We start from the raw sequence: 13087 nt of genomic DNA on the forward strand, positions 1-13087 counted from the left end.
CGGCGACGCCATGCCGGGCAAGAGCACCGAGATACGGCCCTTCGGCCCCGACACGATTGCCGCGGCCGCTGCGCTGATCCGCGACGGCCAACCGGTCGCGGTCCCGACCGAGACGGTTTACGGTCTCGCCGCCGACGCGACCAACGCAGCCGCCGTCGCCCGCATCTACGAAGCCAAGGGCCGGCCGAGCTTCAATCCGCTGATCGTCCACGTCCTCGATCTCGCGTCCGCCGAACACCTCGGCACCTTCAGCGCCGATGCCCGCGCGTTGGCCGAGCAGCATTGGCCCGGCCCGTTGACCCTGGTGGTGCCGCTTGCGGAGAATAGCCCGATCGCCAGCCTCGTCACCGCCGGCCTACCCACCGTCGCACTGCGTGTCCCCGCCCATCCCGCCATGCGCGCTTTGCTCGAGGCCAGCGGCCGCCCCCTCGCCGCACCCAGCGCCAATGCCAGCGGCCGGATCAGCCCAACCAGAACCGCCCACGTTCTCGCCTCGCTCAACGGCCGAATCCCTCTGGTGATCGACGGTGGGCAGACCGCGCACGGCCTCGAAAGCACCATCGTCGCCATGACCGGCGGCCCCCCGCGCCTGCTCCGCCCCGGCCCGATCGACATCGCTTCTGCCGTCGCCACGGTCAGTGACAAGGTCGAAGCGCCCGGCATGCTCGCCAGCCACTATGCCCCGGCCAAACCGCTTCGCCTGAACGCGATCGACGCCGCGCCAGGCGAATGGCTGATCGGCTTCGGCCCGGTCGCCGGCGACGTCAGCCTCAGCCCGTCAGGCGACCTCGCTGAAGCCGCCGCGCGCCTGTTCGATCTGCTTCACGACGCCGACGCGAACGGCGCCCCCGCCATCGCCGTCGCACCCATTCCCGATCATGGCATCGGCCGCGCGATCAACGACCGCCTAGCCCGCGCCGCCGCGCCGCGTCAGTAAGCGCGCCGCTCCGCCGACCGCAGCCGGCTGCGCCAGAAGGGCAGCGCATCGGCCATCGCCAGCGGCCGGGCAAAGAAGAACCCCTGCCCCGACACGCAGCCGAGCGCCGCCAGCGTCGTCGCCAGTTCGCGGCTTTCGACCCCCTCCGCCGTGGTCGACATGCCAAGCGCTTCGGCAAGGCTCAGCACCGCGCGCACGATGGAGACGCTGTCGGGGTCAATCATCATGCCCGAAACGAAGCTGCGATCGATCTTCAGCACGTCGATCGGCAACCGCTGAAGATAGGCGAGGCTCGAATAACCGGTGCCGAAATCGTCCATCGCCACTCTTGCGTCGAGCGCCTTCAGCGCATCGAACACCCGCGTCGCGCGGCGTGGGTCCTGGACAATCGCACTTTCGGTCAATTCCAACGTCAGCCGGTCGCCCGTCAGCCCGCTTGAGCGCAGCGCCCCGCCGACCATCGCGGTGATGTCGTCGCGCGCGACCTGGATCGCCGACAGGTTCACCGCGACATTGAACGGCAGCCGCTGCCCCGCTTCCGCGTCCCACCCGGCGAGCGTGGTCGCCGCACTGTCCATCGCCCAGCGGCCAAGGTGCAGGATCAGCCCGCTTTCCTCAGCGACCGGAATGAACTCGGTCGGGCTAATCTCGCCGCGATCCGGATGCTTCCAGCGCGCCAGCGCTTCGAAACCCGACACTTCTCCGGTCTTGAGGTCGACCAAAGGCTGATAGTTCAGGCTCAGCTGATTGCGTTCGAGCGCGCGGCGAAGCTCGGTTTCGATCGAGAAACGACGCCGGGCAAGGCTCGCTTCCTTGGGCTCGTAGACTTCGGGCCGTCCGCTCGCCTTGGCCTGCTTGACCGCGAACTGGGCGTTGCGGAACAGCTCCTCGGCGTCCTGCTCGGGCTGCATCAGCGCAAGGCCGATCGCGCAATCGACCTTGATCTCCAGTTCGCTCAACCGGAACGGCGCGTTCATCGCGTCCTGGATCCGGTTCGCGGCCTTCAGCGCATCGTCGGTCCCGCGCACCGCGACCACGATTCCGAACTCGTTGCCGCCCGTCCGGGCCAGACTGTCACCGGCCCGCAACGCCGAAATCAGGCGGCGGGCAAAGGTGATCAGCAGTTCGTCGCCAGCGAGCCCACCCATGCTTTCGTTGATCCGGCTGAAGCGGAGCATGTCCACCACCAGCACCGCATGACCCGGCTTGTCGGTCGGTTCTCGCGCCGCCGCTTCGATCACCTCGGTAAAGGCGAGCCGGTTGGGCAGACCCGTCAGGCTGTCGCGCAGCATTTCGGCGCGGAGCGACCGCTCGGCCTGCACCTCGGCGGTCCGGTCGACCACCGACAGCAAGGCCCGGCGGGTGCCACCCTCGGTCGGCAGCGGCGCGAGCTTCAACTGATAGAAACGCGCCGAGACCCCCGATCCATCCCGCATGTCGAGATCGCAATCGGCCAAGTCGGGACAAGCGAACCAGGACGCAAGAAAGCGCGAAACGAGGCCTTCCCCCGTCAGACATTGAGCGCTCAACCCGTCGAGATTCCCCGCGGTCGAGATCGCGACCGCGTCGAGGAAACGGCTATTATGCGCCGAAATACTGAGCGTGCCGGCGTGGCTTTCGATGATCGCGGCGGGGATCGGCAAGGCGTCGAGCAAAAGGGCGCCGTCCGCCCATGGGGACGGCGCTTGCCTGATTGCGCTGCGGGTCGACGCCGACATGGCCCAAGCCTATGAACCGCAAGGCGTTAAACATCTGTTTCACTGCGCTGGCATTACGGCCCTTTAGGCCCCTCGCCTTGCCGCCGGCCGTGACACGCGGCAACAAGGCCACACGCCTGTTGCCAATCCTTTCAAGGAGACCCCCTTCGATGCGCCGCCGCCACTTCCTGCTCGCCGCCAGTGCCGCGCTTGTCGCCACCGCCGCCTGCACCACCGCGCTTCCGGGCGAAGCACCGGGCCTTACCGCTTCAGAAGAAAGCGCACTCGCCGCCGCGGTCGCCAATCCCGCCCGCAGCGCCGCCAATCGCGCCCGCGACCAATATCGCAACCCCGCCGCCACGCTTGCCTTTTTCGGCGTCCGCCCCGGACAGACCGTGGTCGAAATCTTTCCCGGCGGCGGCTGGTACAGCGAGATCGTCGCGCCCTACGTCCTGAACGGCGGCGGCACCTATTACGTCGCCGCTCCCAACGAGCGCGGCCTAGGCGGTTTCAAACGTCTCGTTGAAAAGGACGCCGCCCTTTACGGCCGCGCCCGCCAGGTCACCTTCCCGGTCCGCGACGCGGCGGCCACCGGTGTGCCCGCCGGCACCGCCGACGTCGTCCTCACCTTCCGCAACGTCCACAACTGGGCGATGGGCGACCAGCCCTACGCCGACCTCGCGTTTCAACAGATGTACGCGATGCTGAAGCCCGGCGGCGTGCTCGGCATCGAAGAGCATCGTCTCCCCGAGACGGCCGACAGCGCCCGCGAGAAATCGAGCGGCTACCTCAAGGTCTCGACCGTCCGCCGCCTCGCCGAACAAGCCGGCTTCCGCTACGCCGGATCGAGCGAGATCAACGCCAATCCCAGGGACACGGCCGATTGGCCCGACGGCGTCTGGACCCTCCCCCCGACGCTCCGCCTCGGCGACAAGGACCGCGCGAAATATCTCGCGATCGGCGAAAGCGACCGCATGACCCTGCGCTTCGTCAAGCCGCGCTAGGCCGACGCGGTCCAAGCGGATCAGTTGCCGCTGATCCGCTTGCCCGCCGGTACGCCCGGATTGGTCGCCAGCCAGGCTTCGAGCGCATCCAGATCGAGCCCTGCGTCACGCGGGTCGCGGCCCTGCGCCAGAACGGTGTACCCATCCCCGCCGCTGGCGAGAAAATTATTCACCGTGATGCGATAGCTTCGCGCCGGATCGATCGGCCGTCCGTTCAGCGTCATGGCCACGATCCGCTGCCCCGCCGGGCGCGCCGTGTCGTACCGATACGCAAAGCCCGCCGACGGGATCAGCAGGCTGCTCGCCTGAACCTTGCCGTTCACCTCGCGAAAGCCCTGCTCGAGCAGCGCCTTCAGTTCGGCCCCGGTCAGCGTCTTCACCACCAGGCTGTTGCCGAACGGCTGGGTCGCGAACACTTGCCCGAACGTGACGCTGCCATCGGCCCGCGGCACGATATCCGTCCGCACCCCGCCCGAATTGATAAACGCGATCTCGGCCCCGCCCCTGTCGCCTCCGCGGGTCGCGGCAAGCTGCGCGTCGGCGATCAACTCGCCCGCCGAACTGTCGCCATCCTCGGCATCCTTGAGCGCAGGCCGCGACAGCCGCCCGACCACCCGCTCCGCCGCCGGACGCGCCGCGGCGACATAACGATCGACCAGCGCCTGCACCGCGGGATCGGCTTCCGCGACCACCGGTACGTTTTCGGCCTTGGCTGCAAGAAGACGCCGCGTCGACGGATCGAATCGCAGCCGGATGTCGCTCACCAGATAGCCGTTCTTGCCCGCGCTGGTCAGCAAGCGCCGCGTCGCGCCCTCGCCCACCTCGCAAGTGTAGGCATTGTGGGTATGCCCACTCACTACCACGCTGATCGCGGGATCGAGCTTGCCGAGGATCGGCACGATCTCGCCCGACAGCCCGTCGCAGCCCAGCGCATCATACACCGGCGGTACCCGCCCGCCCTGATGGACGAGCAGCACGATCGTATCCGCGCCCTCGGCCTTGAGAGCAGGGACCAGCGCATTCGCCGTCGCCGCTTCGTCGGCAAAGGTGAGGCCCGCCACCCCCGCCGGCGTCACCAGCGTCGCGGTGTCCTTCAGCGTCATGCCGATAAAGCCGACCTTGACCGGCCCCATCTGCCGGATGGCGGTGCCAGGAAACAGCGTGTTCCCGCCCCCGGTAATGACGTTGGCGGCAAGATAACGAAAACCCGCCGCGGCATGCGGCTCGACCGCGCAGGGCACCCGCGTGGTCAGCTTGTCGCACCCGCCGCGCTGCATCCGCAGCAGCTCCGCGCCGCCCTTGTCGAACTCGTGATTACCGACCGCGGCATAATCGAGCCCGGCCATGCTCAGCGCCTTGATCGTCGGCTCGTCGAGGAAATAAGCCGACACCAATGGCGTCGCCCCGATCAGGTCGCCCGCCGCCACCGTCACCGTCTCGGCCTGCCCCGTCCGCAGCCGCTTCAGCGTCGCCGCCAGTTGCGCCGCCCCGCCGGCGCGGATCTTCGCGGTCGTTCCGTCGGCCCTGCGCAGCGGCACCGGATCGCGCGGCGTTTCGAGATTGCCGTGAAAGTCGTTGAGCCCGAGGATCTGCACCTCGACCGGCGCCGCAGCCCTCACCGGAGCCGCCGGTCGCTCCACCGTTGCGCACGCGGCCAGCCCCGCGCTGGACGCGAGCAGCAAAAGGCGTTGAATTCGTGCCTGCATCAAAACCATCCACTCCCTCGCGGCGATTGGGCGCCCCTACCACGGCGTCAGTGACAAGCCAGAGAATCGCCTTCCACGCCTCCTCAGCGCCCCTTGCGTCAGAAGCCCATAGAAGACGAGATCATTCGTCCATTCCGCGGCGCCCCGATAGAGAATCAAACTGTCCGCACCCTGACCGACGAGCGACTAACGCCCCCCCGTCACCCCGGACCTGATCCGGGGTCCCGCTCCTGCCCATATAAATCAAGCTCAAGGTGACGAACCGAGGGTGCAACGCTAACAGACCCGGCATGACCGACGCCGACCTCATCGAAGCCGCCCGCGCCGCCGCACTCAAGGCCTACGCCCCCTATTCCGGCTATTCGGTCGGCTGCGCGATCCTCAGCTCGGACGGCCAGCTCGTCACCGGCGCCAACATGGAAAACGCCTGCTATCGCCTCGGCATCTGCGCCGAACAAAGCGCGCTCACCACCGCCCAGCACGCCTTCGGCCTCCACAACATCGCCCGCATCGCGGTCGCCGGCGGCAACGGCTCAGGCGACACGCTGACCGGCGACCAGAGCGTCACGCCCTGCGGCGGCTGCCGCCAGGCCCTCCTCGAAGCAAGCCACCTCGCCGGCCGCGACTTCGAAATCCTCTGCGCCAGCGGCGACGGCACCAAGATCGAGCGCCTGACCCTCTCGACCCTCATCCCCCACGGCTTCGGCCCGGCGAGCCTCAGCGACGCCGCTAAATACTAGGTCGCGCGGCTAAAATGGAAGAAAGGACGCCGTTCGGTCGAGGAACGGTCGTTTCGCACGACCTTTGATGATTACTTGCCACCCATTGCCAAGTCCCAGGGTAAATGTCCGCTTTCGACCCATTGCGGACATTTGGCTGATGAGCGAACTTACCGCCATGAGTGGCTCGAAGAACTACGACTCTCTTATGCACGAAGTCTGCGTGGAGCGTGGCTGGTGCGGCGGCATCGTGGATGAAAAGCCTTCGCACGTTGACGATTTCATTCCCGCGACCGGCACCGTTTCCGCTGTGCAGTTTTTTGATTGGTTGTTCTTGGCTGATGGGGTGAATCCGAATGAGGAGCCTGAGAAGTGGCAGAGCCACAAAGATGGATTGGTGGCAGCATTCATCCGTCACATGGGCGCTGACGTGGTTGAGGCCTCCCGGCTCAAGTGGGACTTAGACTGACCAGCCCAATGTCTGCTTTCCACCCTTTGCGGACATTAGCGGAACGAGCTTTATCGCGACCTCGGGCATGGAGCGGCAAATGAAACTGCGCGTGGGTTCAGCTCCGAATGGAATCGGCTTGTTGCGGAAGGTGAGATTGAGGGCAAAATCGGCTTCGTCGTGAGCGACGAGACCGTAGGCGAGTTCAAGGTCTCGCTTTTCCTTTTTCCGGAAGACGATGACGACTTCGCATACTAACGCAAGCAAGACAGACGCACAGTTGACTTGGACGCCCTCATCGCCGCGCTCGAATAAGCAAAACGGCGGCTGAAGGCATTGTAACCAGTGCAGCCGATGTCCGCTTTCCACCCATTGCGGACGTCGGAAGGCGTGCCCTAACATGCGACGATGCGCCACTTTTCCTTGACAGCCTTCTTGAACGGAGCGCTCCGACCGGACGAGCTTTGGACTGAAATCGAGGCCGAGGTCACCGCTTGTCTTGCCGCTTGCGCCAAGGGCGGCTCAGGACACGTCATCCTCACTGATGGGCCAAACACGCTGGTCTTGCGCCAGCATGTGGACAAGCTCTTAGCCGCGCTCGCGCAAGAGAAGCTGCCTTTGGAAGCGGCAGCCTACATTGCCGACGCTCTTATCATGAGTGACGATTTCGAATGGGACGATGAAGCTGTAGCCGAAACTCTCTTCTTTCTATCCGACGAAAGCAGGCCCCTCACGCACATCGACGTAGAGGGTGCGCGCAGCCGCTTGGCCGCTGCCCACTGATGTCCGCTTTCCACCGAATGCGGACATTTACACCGGCTTCATGACATCGCTGCGACGCGACCGACTGCGCAAGCAGGCCGATCACCCGTACTCTAGCATCATGTTGCAAAGTAGGATTTCACCTGATCTACGTACCGCAGCGGTTCGCCGTTACGTTCTTTGTCAGCCTCGAGTCGATGTTTCGCAAAGGTCTCACCACCCGCGCGAAATACCCCCGCCACCGGTGACCTTTGTGACCTTGTTCAGGTTCGCGCCGTGTCTTCGGAAGCACAGCGCGAACCCAATCGGCAAGAAATCAGGCGAGCTTGATCTCGCGCAGCCGCTCCATGAGATAATCATGGCTGCTGATCGGCGGCCACTTCGGCTCCTCACCTTCGGCGACGGTGCCGGGCAGCGCCTCGATGGTGAAGTCGGGCCGGAAGTGGAGGAAGAAGGGCATCGAATAACGCGCGTTGCTGGCGCGGTCCGGGGCCGGATTGACCACCCGGTGCGGGGTCGAGCGAAGCTTCCCGTTGGTCAGCCGCTGCAGCATGTCGCCGATGTTGATGACCAGCTCACCCGGCTTGGGTGACACGGGAATCCACCGCCCGTCGCGGGTCTTGAGCTCCAGCCCCGCTTCCTCGGCGCCCAGCAGCAGGGTGATGGTGTTGATGTCCTCATGCGCCCCGGCGCGAATATGCTCGCCGGTCGCTTCCTGCTGCGGCGGATAATGAAGCAGGCGCAGCACCGAATTGCCGTCGCGCACGGTGTCGGTGAAATAATCCTCGTCGATCCCGAGATAGCGCGCGATCGCCTTCAGGACCGTCACGCCGGTCCGGTCGAAAGTGTCGTAGAGCTCGAGGAACGTCTCCTTGAATCCCGGCACTTCGGACGGCCAGACGTTGTCGGCCATCACCTCGCGGAAGCTGTGCCCTTCCGACAGTTCGCGGCCGACGTGCCAGAATTCCTTGAGGTCGTGGGCCTTGGCACCCTTGGCGGTTTCGATCCCGAACGGCGTGTAGCCCCGGGCTCCGCCGCTCCCCAGCGCATATTTGCGCTTGGTCTCTTCGGGCAGTGCGAAGAACTCCTTCGCCTTCTCCTCGGCCCGCCCGATCAGCTCGTCAGGAATGCCGTGGTCGGCCAGCACGGCAAAGCCATATTCCTCGAAGCTCTTGCCCAGCTGCTGGGCAAAGGAGTCGCGGTCGGCCTCGGCTTCCTTGAGGGAAACGGAAGCGATATTGTCGATCGTATCGATGCTCATAACCCGCGCCCTTACGCCGAAGTGATTGAGCCGCCAAGATGTCTACGGCAGCATGATCCCGGCCAGCGCCGCGCTCATCAGATTGGCAAGGCTGCCGGCGAGCAAAGCCTTCAGGCCAAGCCGCGCGATCACCGGCCGCTGATTAGGCGCGAGGCCGCCGGTCACCGCCATCTGGATCGCGATGGACGAGAAATTGGCGAATCCGCACAGCGCAAATGTCACAATGGCGCGGCTACGATCGCTAAGCCCCGCGGCGGCGCCCTGCGCGTTGCCGAGGTCGATGAAAGCGACGAACTCGTTCAGCACAATCTTGGTCCCGAACAGCCCGCCCGCGATCCCCGCCTCGTTCCACGGCACGCCGATCAGATACATAATCGGCTGGAAGAGATAGCCGACCAGCCGCTGGAAGCTCAGGCCTTCGAGCCCGAACCAGCCGCCGATCCCGCCGAGGATGCCGTTGGCCAGCGCGACCAGCGCCACGAAGGCCAGCACCATCGCGCCGACCGCGACCGCCAGCTTGACCCCGGTCTGCGCGCCCTGCGCGGCGGCCATGATGATGTTGGCGGGCTTTTCGCCCTCTTCAAAGGTTTCGGCGATCTGCACCGTTTCGGCCGGCGGTCCGGCTTCGGCCAGCGCTTCGCCGCTCGTCGGCGAGGCAACCGGCTCGACCGGGTCGGGCATCAAGAGCTTCGCCATCAGGATCCCGCCCGGCGCGCTCATGAAGGCGGCGGCAAGGAGGAACGGCAGATAGCGGTCGCCCAGCAGGCTGGCGTAAGCCGCAAGGATGGTTCCGGCGACACCCGCCATGCCGACCACCATCAGCGTGAACAGCTTGGCCGGCGGCAAGGCGGCGAGATACGGGCGCACCACCAGCGGGCTTTCCGACTGACCGACGAAGATGTTTGCGGCCGAGCCCAGCGCCTCGACCCGACCAATGCCCGTCGCCCAGCCGATCGCCCCGCCGACCCACCGCACCACGCGCTGCATGATGCCAAGGTAATACAGGATCGATACCAGCGCGGCGAAGAAGATGATCACCGGCAACGCGCCCAGCGCGAAGGTGTTGTACAGCGCCGGATTATTGTCCTTCGGCCCGAACAGGAACGCGGTCCCCTCGCCCGCATAGCCGAGCAGGTTGGAGACGCCGGTCGCCATGCCCTGGATCACCGCCCGGCCGACGCTGTTATTGAGCACCAGATAGGCAATCAAAGCTTGAAGCGCGAAGGAGGCGATCACCACGCGAGGCCGGATCGCGTGCTTGTCGCTCGACAGCAGGAAAGCGAACAGAAGAATGGCGGCGATGCCGAGCAGGCCGAAAAACTGATTCATCGTGATGCTTTCCCGCCCCCCGGCGAATTACCAGACCATGCCTTGCGTAGCGTTTGCAGCGGCTTCGTCCAGCCTGTCGATGGCTTGCGCCGGGCTGTCGGCCATCAGCAACTGTCGGCGGCGGCCTTCGCTGAGGAAGCCTGAGGCCGAGACATGATCCATGAAGTCGCCGAGGCCGGTCCAGAAACCCTGAACATTGAGCAGGCAGAACGGCTTGGCGTGATAGCCAAGCGCATTCCATGTCCAAGCTTCGAACAATTCATCCAGCGTGCCGATGCCGCCCGGCAGGCAGACGAACGCGTCGCACAGCTCGGTCATCTTGGCCTTGCGCTCGTGCATGCCCGCGACCTGATGCAATTCGGTCAGCCCGAGATGCGCGACTTCCTTATCGACCAACGCGGCGGGGATCACGCCATGCACCTCGCCGCCGGCTTCGAGCATGGTGTCGGCGATTAAGCCCATCAGGCCGAGCCGCCCGCCGCCATAAACGAGGTCGATCTTGCGCGCCGCCATTTCGCGGACCAGCGCCACAGCGGCCTCGGCGAACACCGGATCGTTGCCTGGCGCGGAGCCGCAATAAACGGCGATGCGGCGAATGCTCATAGCTTTACCAGTTCAGCAAGGTCGGCGACCGGGCGCGCGCCAAAGTGGGAGATAACTTCGGCCGCCGCGATGCCGCCAGTCATCAGCTGGCGATCGATCGGATGCCCCTTGCACCGCGCGGCGAGGAAACCGGCGGCGAACAGGTCGCCCGCCCCGGTGGTGTCGACTACCTGGGGAACGGAGATCGCGGGAACTTCGGTCAGGACGCCCCCTTCGTAAGCGACCGCGCCGGCCGGCCCGCGCGTGAATACCAAGGTCTTCACCTGCGAGGACAGGCGCTCGATCGCGCTGTCGAGGTTGGGCGCGCCGGCCAGTTGCAGCGCTTCGCTTTCGTTGGCGAAAATGAGGTCGATACCGCCCGCCGCGATCAACTTCTGGAGCGGCTCCTTGCGGCCCGGCAGACAAACGCTTTCCGACAGGGTGAACGCCACCGTCCGCTCGGCGGCGTGGGCGATGTCGATCGCGCGGAACATCGCCTGGCGGCAGAGCTCCGGCCCGAACAGATAGCCTTCGAGATACAGGATCGAGGCAGCGCGGATCGCTTCCTCGTCGACGGCCCCCGCGGCCAGACAATGCGCCGCGCCGGGCGAGGTGTTCATGGTCCGCTCGCCGTCGGGCGTGACGAGGATCAGGCAGCGCCCGGTCGGTGGCCCGTCCTCGAGTGGCGGTGTCTCGAACCGCACGCCCAGTGCGCGCATGTCGTGGGTGAAAATCGTGCCGAGCTGGTCCTTCGCGACCTGCCCGACGAAGGCTACGCTGGCGCCGCACGCCGCCGCACCCGCCATGCTGTTCGCGGCCGACCCGCCGCTCGTCTCGCGCGCGCTGCCCATCGCGTCGTACAGCACCAGCGCCTCGGCCGGATCGAGCAATTGCATCGCGCCCTTGGGCAAGTCGAAGCGGGTCAGGAAGTCGTCGTCGCAGGTCGCGATGACGTCGACCAGCGCGTCGCCCATGGCGAGGATGTCGGTGGCGTGGGGCGGGGAAGTCACGAGGGCGGGCGGTTAAGGACCCGCGCGGGCGGGGTCAACCTCGCCGCCCGCCGCGTGCGCCGTCACTCTGCGCCGTTCGCCCGCGACCGCTCGGCCAGCATGGTGACCAGTTCGGCGATCTTCCCGTCGCGCTCGGCATGGCGGAAGCCCTGCACATTCTTGACCAAGATTTCCTCGGGCGTCGGGGCTGTCGCGAACAGCGTCATCACCTCGTCCGCGAAGTCGTCAAGCGGCTGATAGCCTGGCCGAGTCGACTGGCCAGGGGTCAGATCGGTCTGCACGCCGGGCGGCGCCAACTCGATCACTTCGACCCGCCCGCGCAGCGCTTCGCGCAGCGCCACCGTATAGCTGTGCATGCCGGCCTTGGTCGCGCTGTAGGTCGGCGTCGTCACCAGCGGGACAAACGCAAGACCCGAGGTCACGTTGACGATAGCCGCGTCCTGCCGGCCAAGCAGATGGTCGATCAGCGCATCGATCAGCCGGATCGGCCCGAGCAGATTCGTCGCGATGGTCGATTCCGCGTCGGCAAGATCGCGAGCGCCGTCGAGCTTTTCGAACCGCATGATCCCCGCATTGTTGACCAGCACGTTGATCTCGGGATGCCGCTCGAGAATCCCCGCGACATTGTTTCTGAGGCCATTCACGTCGTCGACGTCGAGCTGCTCGACCGCAATGCCCTCACGCCCGTCCGCCGTCGCCTGCAACGTGTCCGTACGCCGGCCTGCGACAACGACCTTGTTGCCGGCATCATGCCAGCGCTGCGCCAGCGCCCGCCCGATGCCCGAACCGCCGCCGGTCAGAAGAATGGTGTTGCCGCTGGTCTTCATGGCTATGCGTCCTTGGGCTCTGCGTGAAAGCGCGCAAGTGGCCCTCCCCCTGCCCTCCCGCAAGGCCACCAGTTGCACTTCCCGTCCGAACCGCTACCCCTCCCGCCCCATGAATAAAGACACCGCGCCGTCCAGCCGCCTCATCTCGCCCTCGCTGTTTGCGTTTGGCATCTTCTACGGCGGCATGGTCTGCATCGCCGGCGTGCTCGGCAACAAGCAGGTGGCACTCGGGCCGCTGGCGGTGGAAGCGGGCATCTTCGCCTTCCTGCTGCTGGTCGTGACCTCGAGCGCAGTGGCCGAGGTTCACGGCCGCGCGATCGCCAACAAGCTGGTCGTGTGGGGCTTCGTCCCCTTGCTTATGTCGGCCGCGCTGACGGTTCTGGTGCTGGCGCTCCCCGCGTCGGACAAGATGGAAGCCGAACGGCTCGCTTCGTTCGAGACGATCATGGGCTCGAACCTCAGGATCTGGCTCGCCGGCCTCGTCGCCTACGGCACCAGCCAGGTGTTGAACGTCACCATCTTCTCGGCGCTAAAAGGCCGCGAAGGCTCGCGCTTGTTGTTCTTCCGTTCGGCCGTCGCCTCGGCGCTGAGCCAGATCGTCGACACGCTGATCTTCATCACCGTTGCTTTCTACGGCGTGTTCCCGATCGGCGCGCTGCTCGCCGGGCAGATGCTGTCCAAGGTCGTGCTGTCGATTGTGTTCGTTCCGCCACTCATCCTGATGTTCGTGAAGCTCGGACGCTCGACGGACCGCCCCGCGGCTTGAAAAAAAGCGCTTAACCTGCTCTTGCCTCGCCCGAGTCGC

General features: G+C 65.9%; 14 protein-coding genes. 6 read left to right on the forward strand and 8 right to left on the reverse strand.

The features are described from left to right. The first annotated feature begins 10 nt into the window (after positions 1–10). Positions 11–937, forward strand: coding sequence for an L-threonylcarbamoyladenylate synthase (locus tag V6R86_RS11605; protein WP_338504695.1), 927 nt, complete (start codon positions 11–13; stop codon positions 935–937). Here V6R86_RS11605 and V6R86_RS11610 read toward each other — a convergent pair. Next, a complete protein-coding gene (locus V6R86_RS11610; RefSeq protein ID WP_338504697.1) occupies positions 931–2655 on the reverse strand; it encodes a putative bifunctional diguanylate cyclase/phosphodiesterase in 1725 nt (574 codons plus the stop codon). The two genes, V6R86_RS11605 and V6R86_RS11610, sit on opposite strands and share 7 nt — an antisense overlap. A gap of 149 nt (positions 2656–2804) precedes the next feature. Between V6R86_RS11610 and V6R86_RS11615 the strand changes: the two genes are divergently transcribed. Next, positions 2805–3638, forward strand: a complete 834-nt coding sequence (locus V6R86_RS11615; protein ID WP_338504698.1) for a methyltransferase — start codon at positions 2805–2807, stop codon at positions 3636–3638. A gap of 20 nt (positions 3639–3658) precedes the next feature. Here V6R86_RS11615 and V6R86_RS11620 read toward each other — a convergent pair whose 3' ends face one another. After that, positions 3659–5344 (reverse strand): bifunctional metallophosphatase/5'-nucleotidase, encoded by a 1686-nt coding sequence (locus V6R86_RS11620; RefSeq protein WP_338504699.1) that lies wholly within the window; start codon positions 5342–5344, stop codon positions 3659–3661. A 290-nt stretch (positions 5345–5634) separates the two neighbouring features. On the opposite strand from V6R86_RS11620, the gene V6R86_RS11625 reads away from it, so the two are divergent. Next, positions 5635–6084, forward strand: a complete 450-nt coding sequence (locus V6R86_RS11625) for a cytidine deaminase (protein ID WP_338504701.1) — start codon at positions 5635–5637, stop codon at positions 6082–6084. Between the two features lie 139 nt (positions 6085–6223). Beyond that, positions 6224–6532 (forward strand): hypothetical protein, encoded by a 309-nt coding sequence (locus tag V6R86_RS11630; RefSeq protein WP_338504702.1) that lies wholly within the window; start codon positions 6224–6226, stop codon positions 6530–6532. Here the strand turns inward: V6R86_RS11630 and V6R86_RS11635 are convergent. Beyond that, positions 6524–6913 carry a hypothetical protein gene (locus V6R86_RS11635; protein WP_338504704.1) on the reverse strand — a complete coding sequence of 130 codons (390 nt, stop codon included), beginning with the start codon at positions 6911–6913 and terminating at the stop codon, positions 6524–6526. The two genes, V6R86_RS11630 and V6R86_RS11635, sit on opposite strands and share 9 nt — an antisense overlap. Before the next feature lie 6 nt (positions 6914–6919). On the opposite strand from V6R86_RS11635, the gene V6R86_RS11640 reads away from it, so the two are divergent. Next, positions 6920–7294, forward strand: a complete 375-nt coding sequence (locus V6R86_RS11640; protein ID WP_338504706.1) for a hypothetical protein — start codon at positions 6920–6922, stop codon at positions 7292–7294. Positions 7295–7589: 295 nt separating this feature from the next. Here the strand turns inward: V6R86_RS11640 and V6R86_RS11645 are convergent, their stop codons facing one another. The 5 genes from V6R86_RS11645 to V6R86_RS11665 all read right to left on the reverse strand — a co-directional run bounded on the left by V6R86_RS11645 (position 7590) and on the right by V6R86_RS11665 (position 12282). Then, complete coding sequence (locus V6R86_RS11645; RefSeq protein WP_338504708.1) at positions 7590–8534, reverse strand: isopenicillin N synthase family dioxygenase; 945 nt, start codon at positions 8532–8534, stop codon at positions 7590–7592. 42 nt (positions 8535–8576) lie between these two features. Beyond that, positions 8577–9863, reverse strand: a complete 1287-nt coding sequence (locus V6R86_RS11650; protein ID WP_338504710.1) for a NupC/NupG family nucleoside CNT transporter — start codon at positions 9861–9863, stop codon at positions 8577–8579. Between the two features lie 27 nt (positions 9864–9890). Further along, positions 9891–10466, reverse strand: a complete 576-nt coding sequence (locus V6R86_RS11655; RefSeq protein WP_338504712.1) for a TIGR00730 family Rossman fold protein — start codon at positions 10464–10466, stop codon at positions 9891–9893. Next, the gene (locus tag V6R86_RS11660) at positions 10463–11455 is read right to left on the reverse strand and encodes an adenosine kinase (protein ID WP_338504713.1); all 993 of its coding nucleotides are present in this window, start codon (positions 11453–11455) and stop codon (positions 10463–10465) included. Before V6R86_RS11660 ends, V6R86_RS11655 begins: the two co-directional genes overlap by 4 nt. Positions 11456–11517: 62 nt before the next feature. After that, on the reverse strand, positions 11518–12282 hold the full coding sequence (locus V6R86_RS11665) for an SDR family oxidoreductase (RefSeq protein ID WP_338504715.1): 765 nt from the start codon (positions 12280–12282) through the stop codon (positions 11518–11520). Between the two features lie 109 nt (positions 12283–12391). On the opposite strand from V6R86_RS11665, the gene V6R86_RS11670 reads away from it, so the two are divergent. Continuing rightward, entirely contained in the window at positions 12392–13048 is a 657-nt protein-coding gene (locus V6R86_RS11670; RefSeq protein WP_338504716.1) for a queuosine precursor transporter, read from the forward strand. Positions 13049–13087: the final 39 nt, after the last annotated feature.

The organism is Sphingomonas kaistensis (assembly GCF_036884275.1).
In the GTDB taxonomy this organism is placed as follows: Bacteria; Pseudomonadota; Alphaproteobacteria; order Sphingomonadales; family Sphingomonadaceae; genus Sphingomicrobium; species Sphingomicrobium kaistense_A.

Bases quoted from the DNA above. Each gene is read 5' to 3' on its own strand.
- V6R86_RS11605 (WP_338504695.1), top strand. From the start codon at position 11: ATGCCGGGCAAGAGCACCGAGATACGGCCCTTCGGCCCCGACACGATT.
- V6R86_RS11610 (WP_338504697.1), bottom strand. From the start codon at position 2,655: ATGTCGGCGTCGACCCGCAGCGCAATCAGGCAAGCGCCGTCCCCATGG.
- V6R86_RS11615 (WP_338504698.1), top strand. From the start codon at position 2,805: ATGCGCCGCCGCCACTTCCTGCTCGCCGCCAGTGCCGCGCTTGTCGCC.
- V6R86_RS11620 (WP_338504699.1), bottom strand. From the start codon at position 5,344: ATGCAGGCACGAATTCAACGCCTTTTGCTGCTCGCGTCCAGCGCGGGG.
- V6R86_RS11625 (WP_338504701.1), top strand. From the start codon at position 5,635: ATGACCGACGCCGACCTCATCGAAGCCGCCCGCGCCGCCGCACTCAAG.
- V6R86_RS11630 (WP_338504702.1), top strand. From the start codon at position 6,224: ATGAGCGAACTTACCGCCATGAGTGGCTCGAAGAACTACGACTCTCTT.
- V6R86_RS11635 (WP_338504704.1), bottom strand. From the start codon at position 6,913: ATGTTAGGGCACGCCTTCCGACGTCCGCAATGGGTGGAAAGCGGACAT.
- V6R86_RS11640 (WP_338504706.1), top strand. From the start codon at position 6,920: ATGCGCCACTTTTCCTTGACAGCCTTCTTGAACGGAGCGCTCCGACCG.
- V6R86_RS11645 (WP_338504708.1), bottom strand. From the start codon at position 8,534: ATGAGCATCGATACGATCGACAATATCGCTTCCGTTTCCCTCAAGGAA.
- V6R86_RS11650 (WP_338504710.1), bottom strand. From the start codon at position 9,863: ATGAATCAGTTTTTCGGCCTGCTCGGCATCGCCGCCATTCTTCTGTTC.
- V6R86_RS11655 (WP_338504712.1), bottom strand. From the start codon at position 10,466: ATGAGCATTCGCCGCATCGCCGTTTATTGCGGCTCCGCGCCAGGCAAC.
- V6R86_RS11665 (WP_338504715.1), bottom strand. From the start codon at position 12,282: ATGAAGACCAGCGGCAACACCATTCTTCTGACCGGCGGCGGTTCGGGC.
- V6R86_RS11670 (WP_338504716.1), top strand. From the start codon at position 12,392: ATGAATAAAGACACCGCGCCGTCCAGCCGCCTCATCTCGCCCTCGCTG.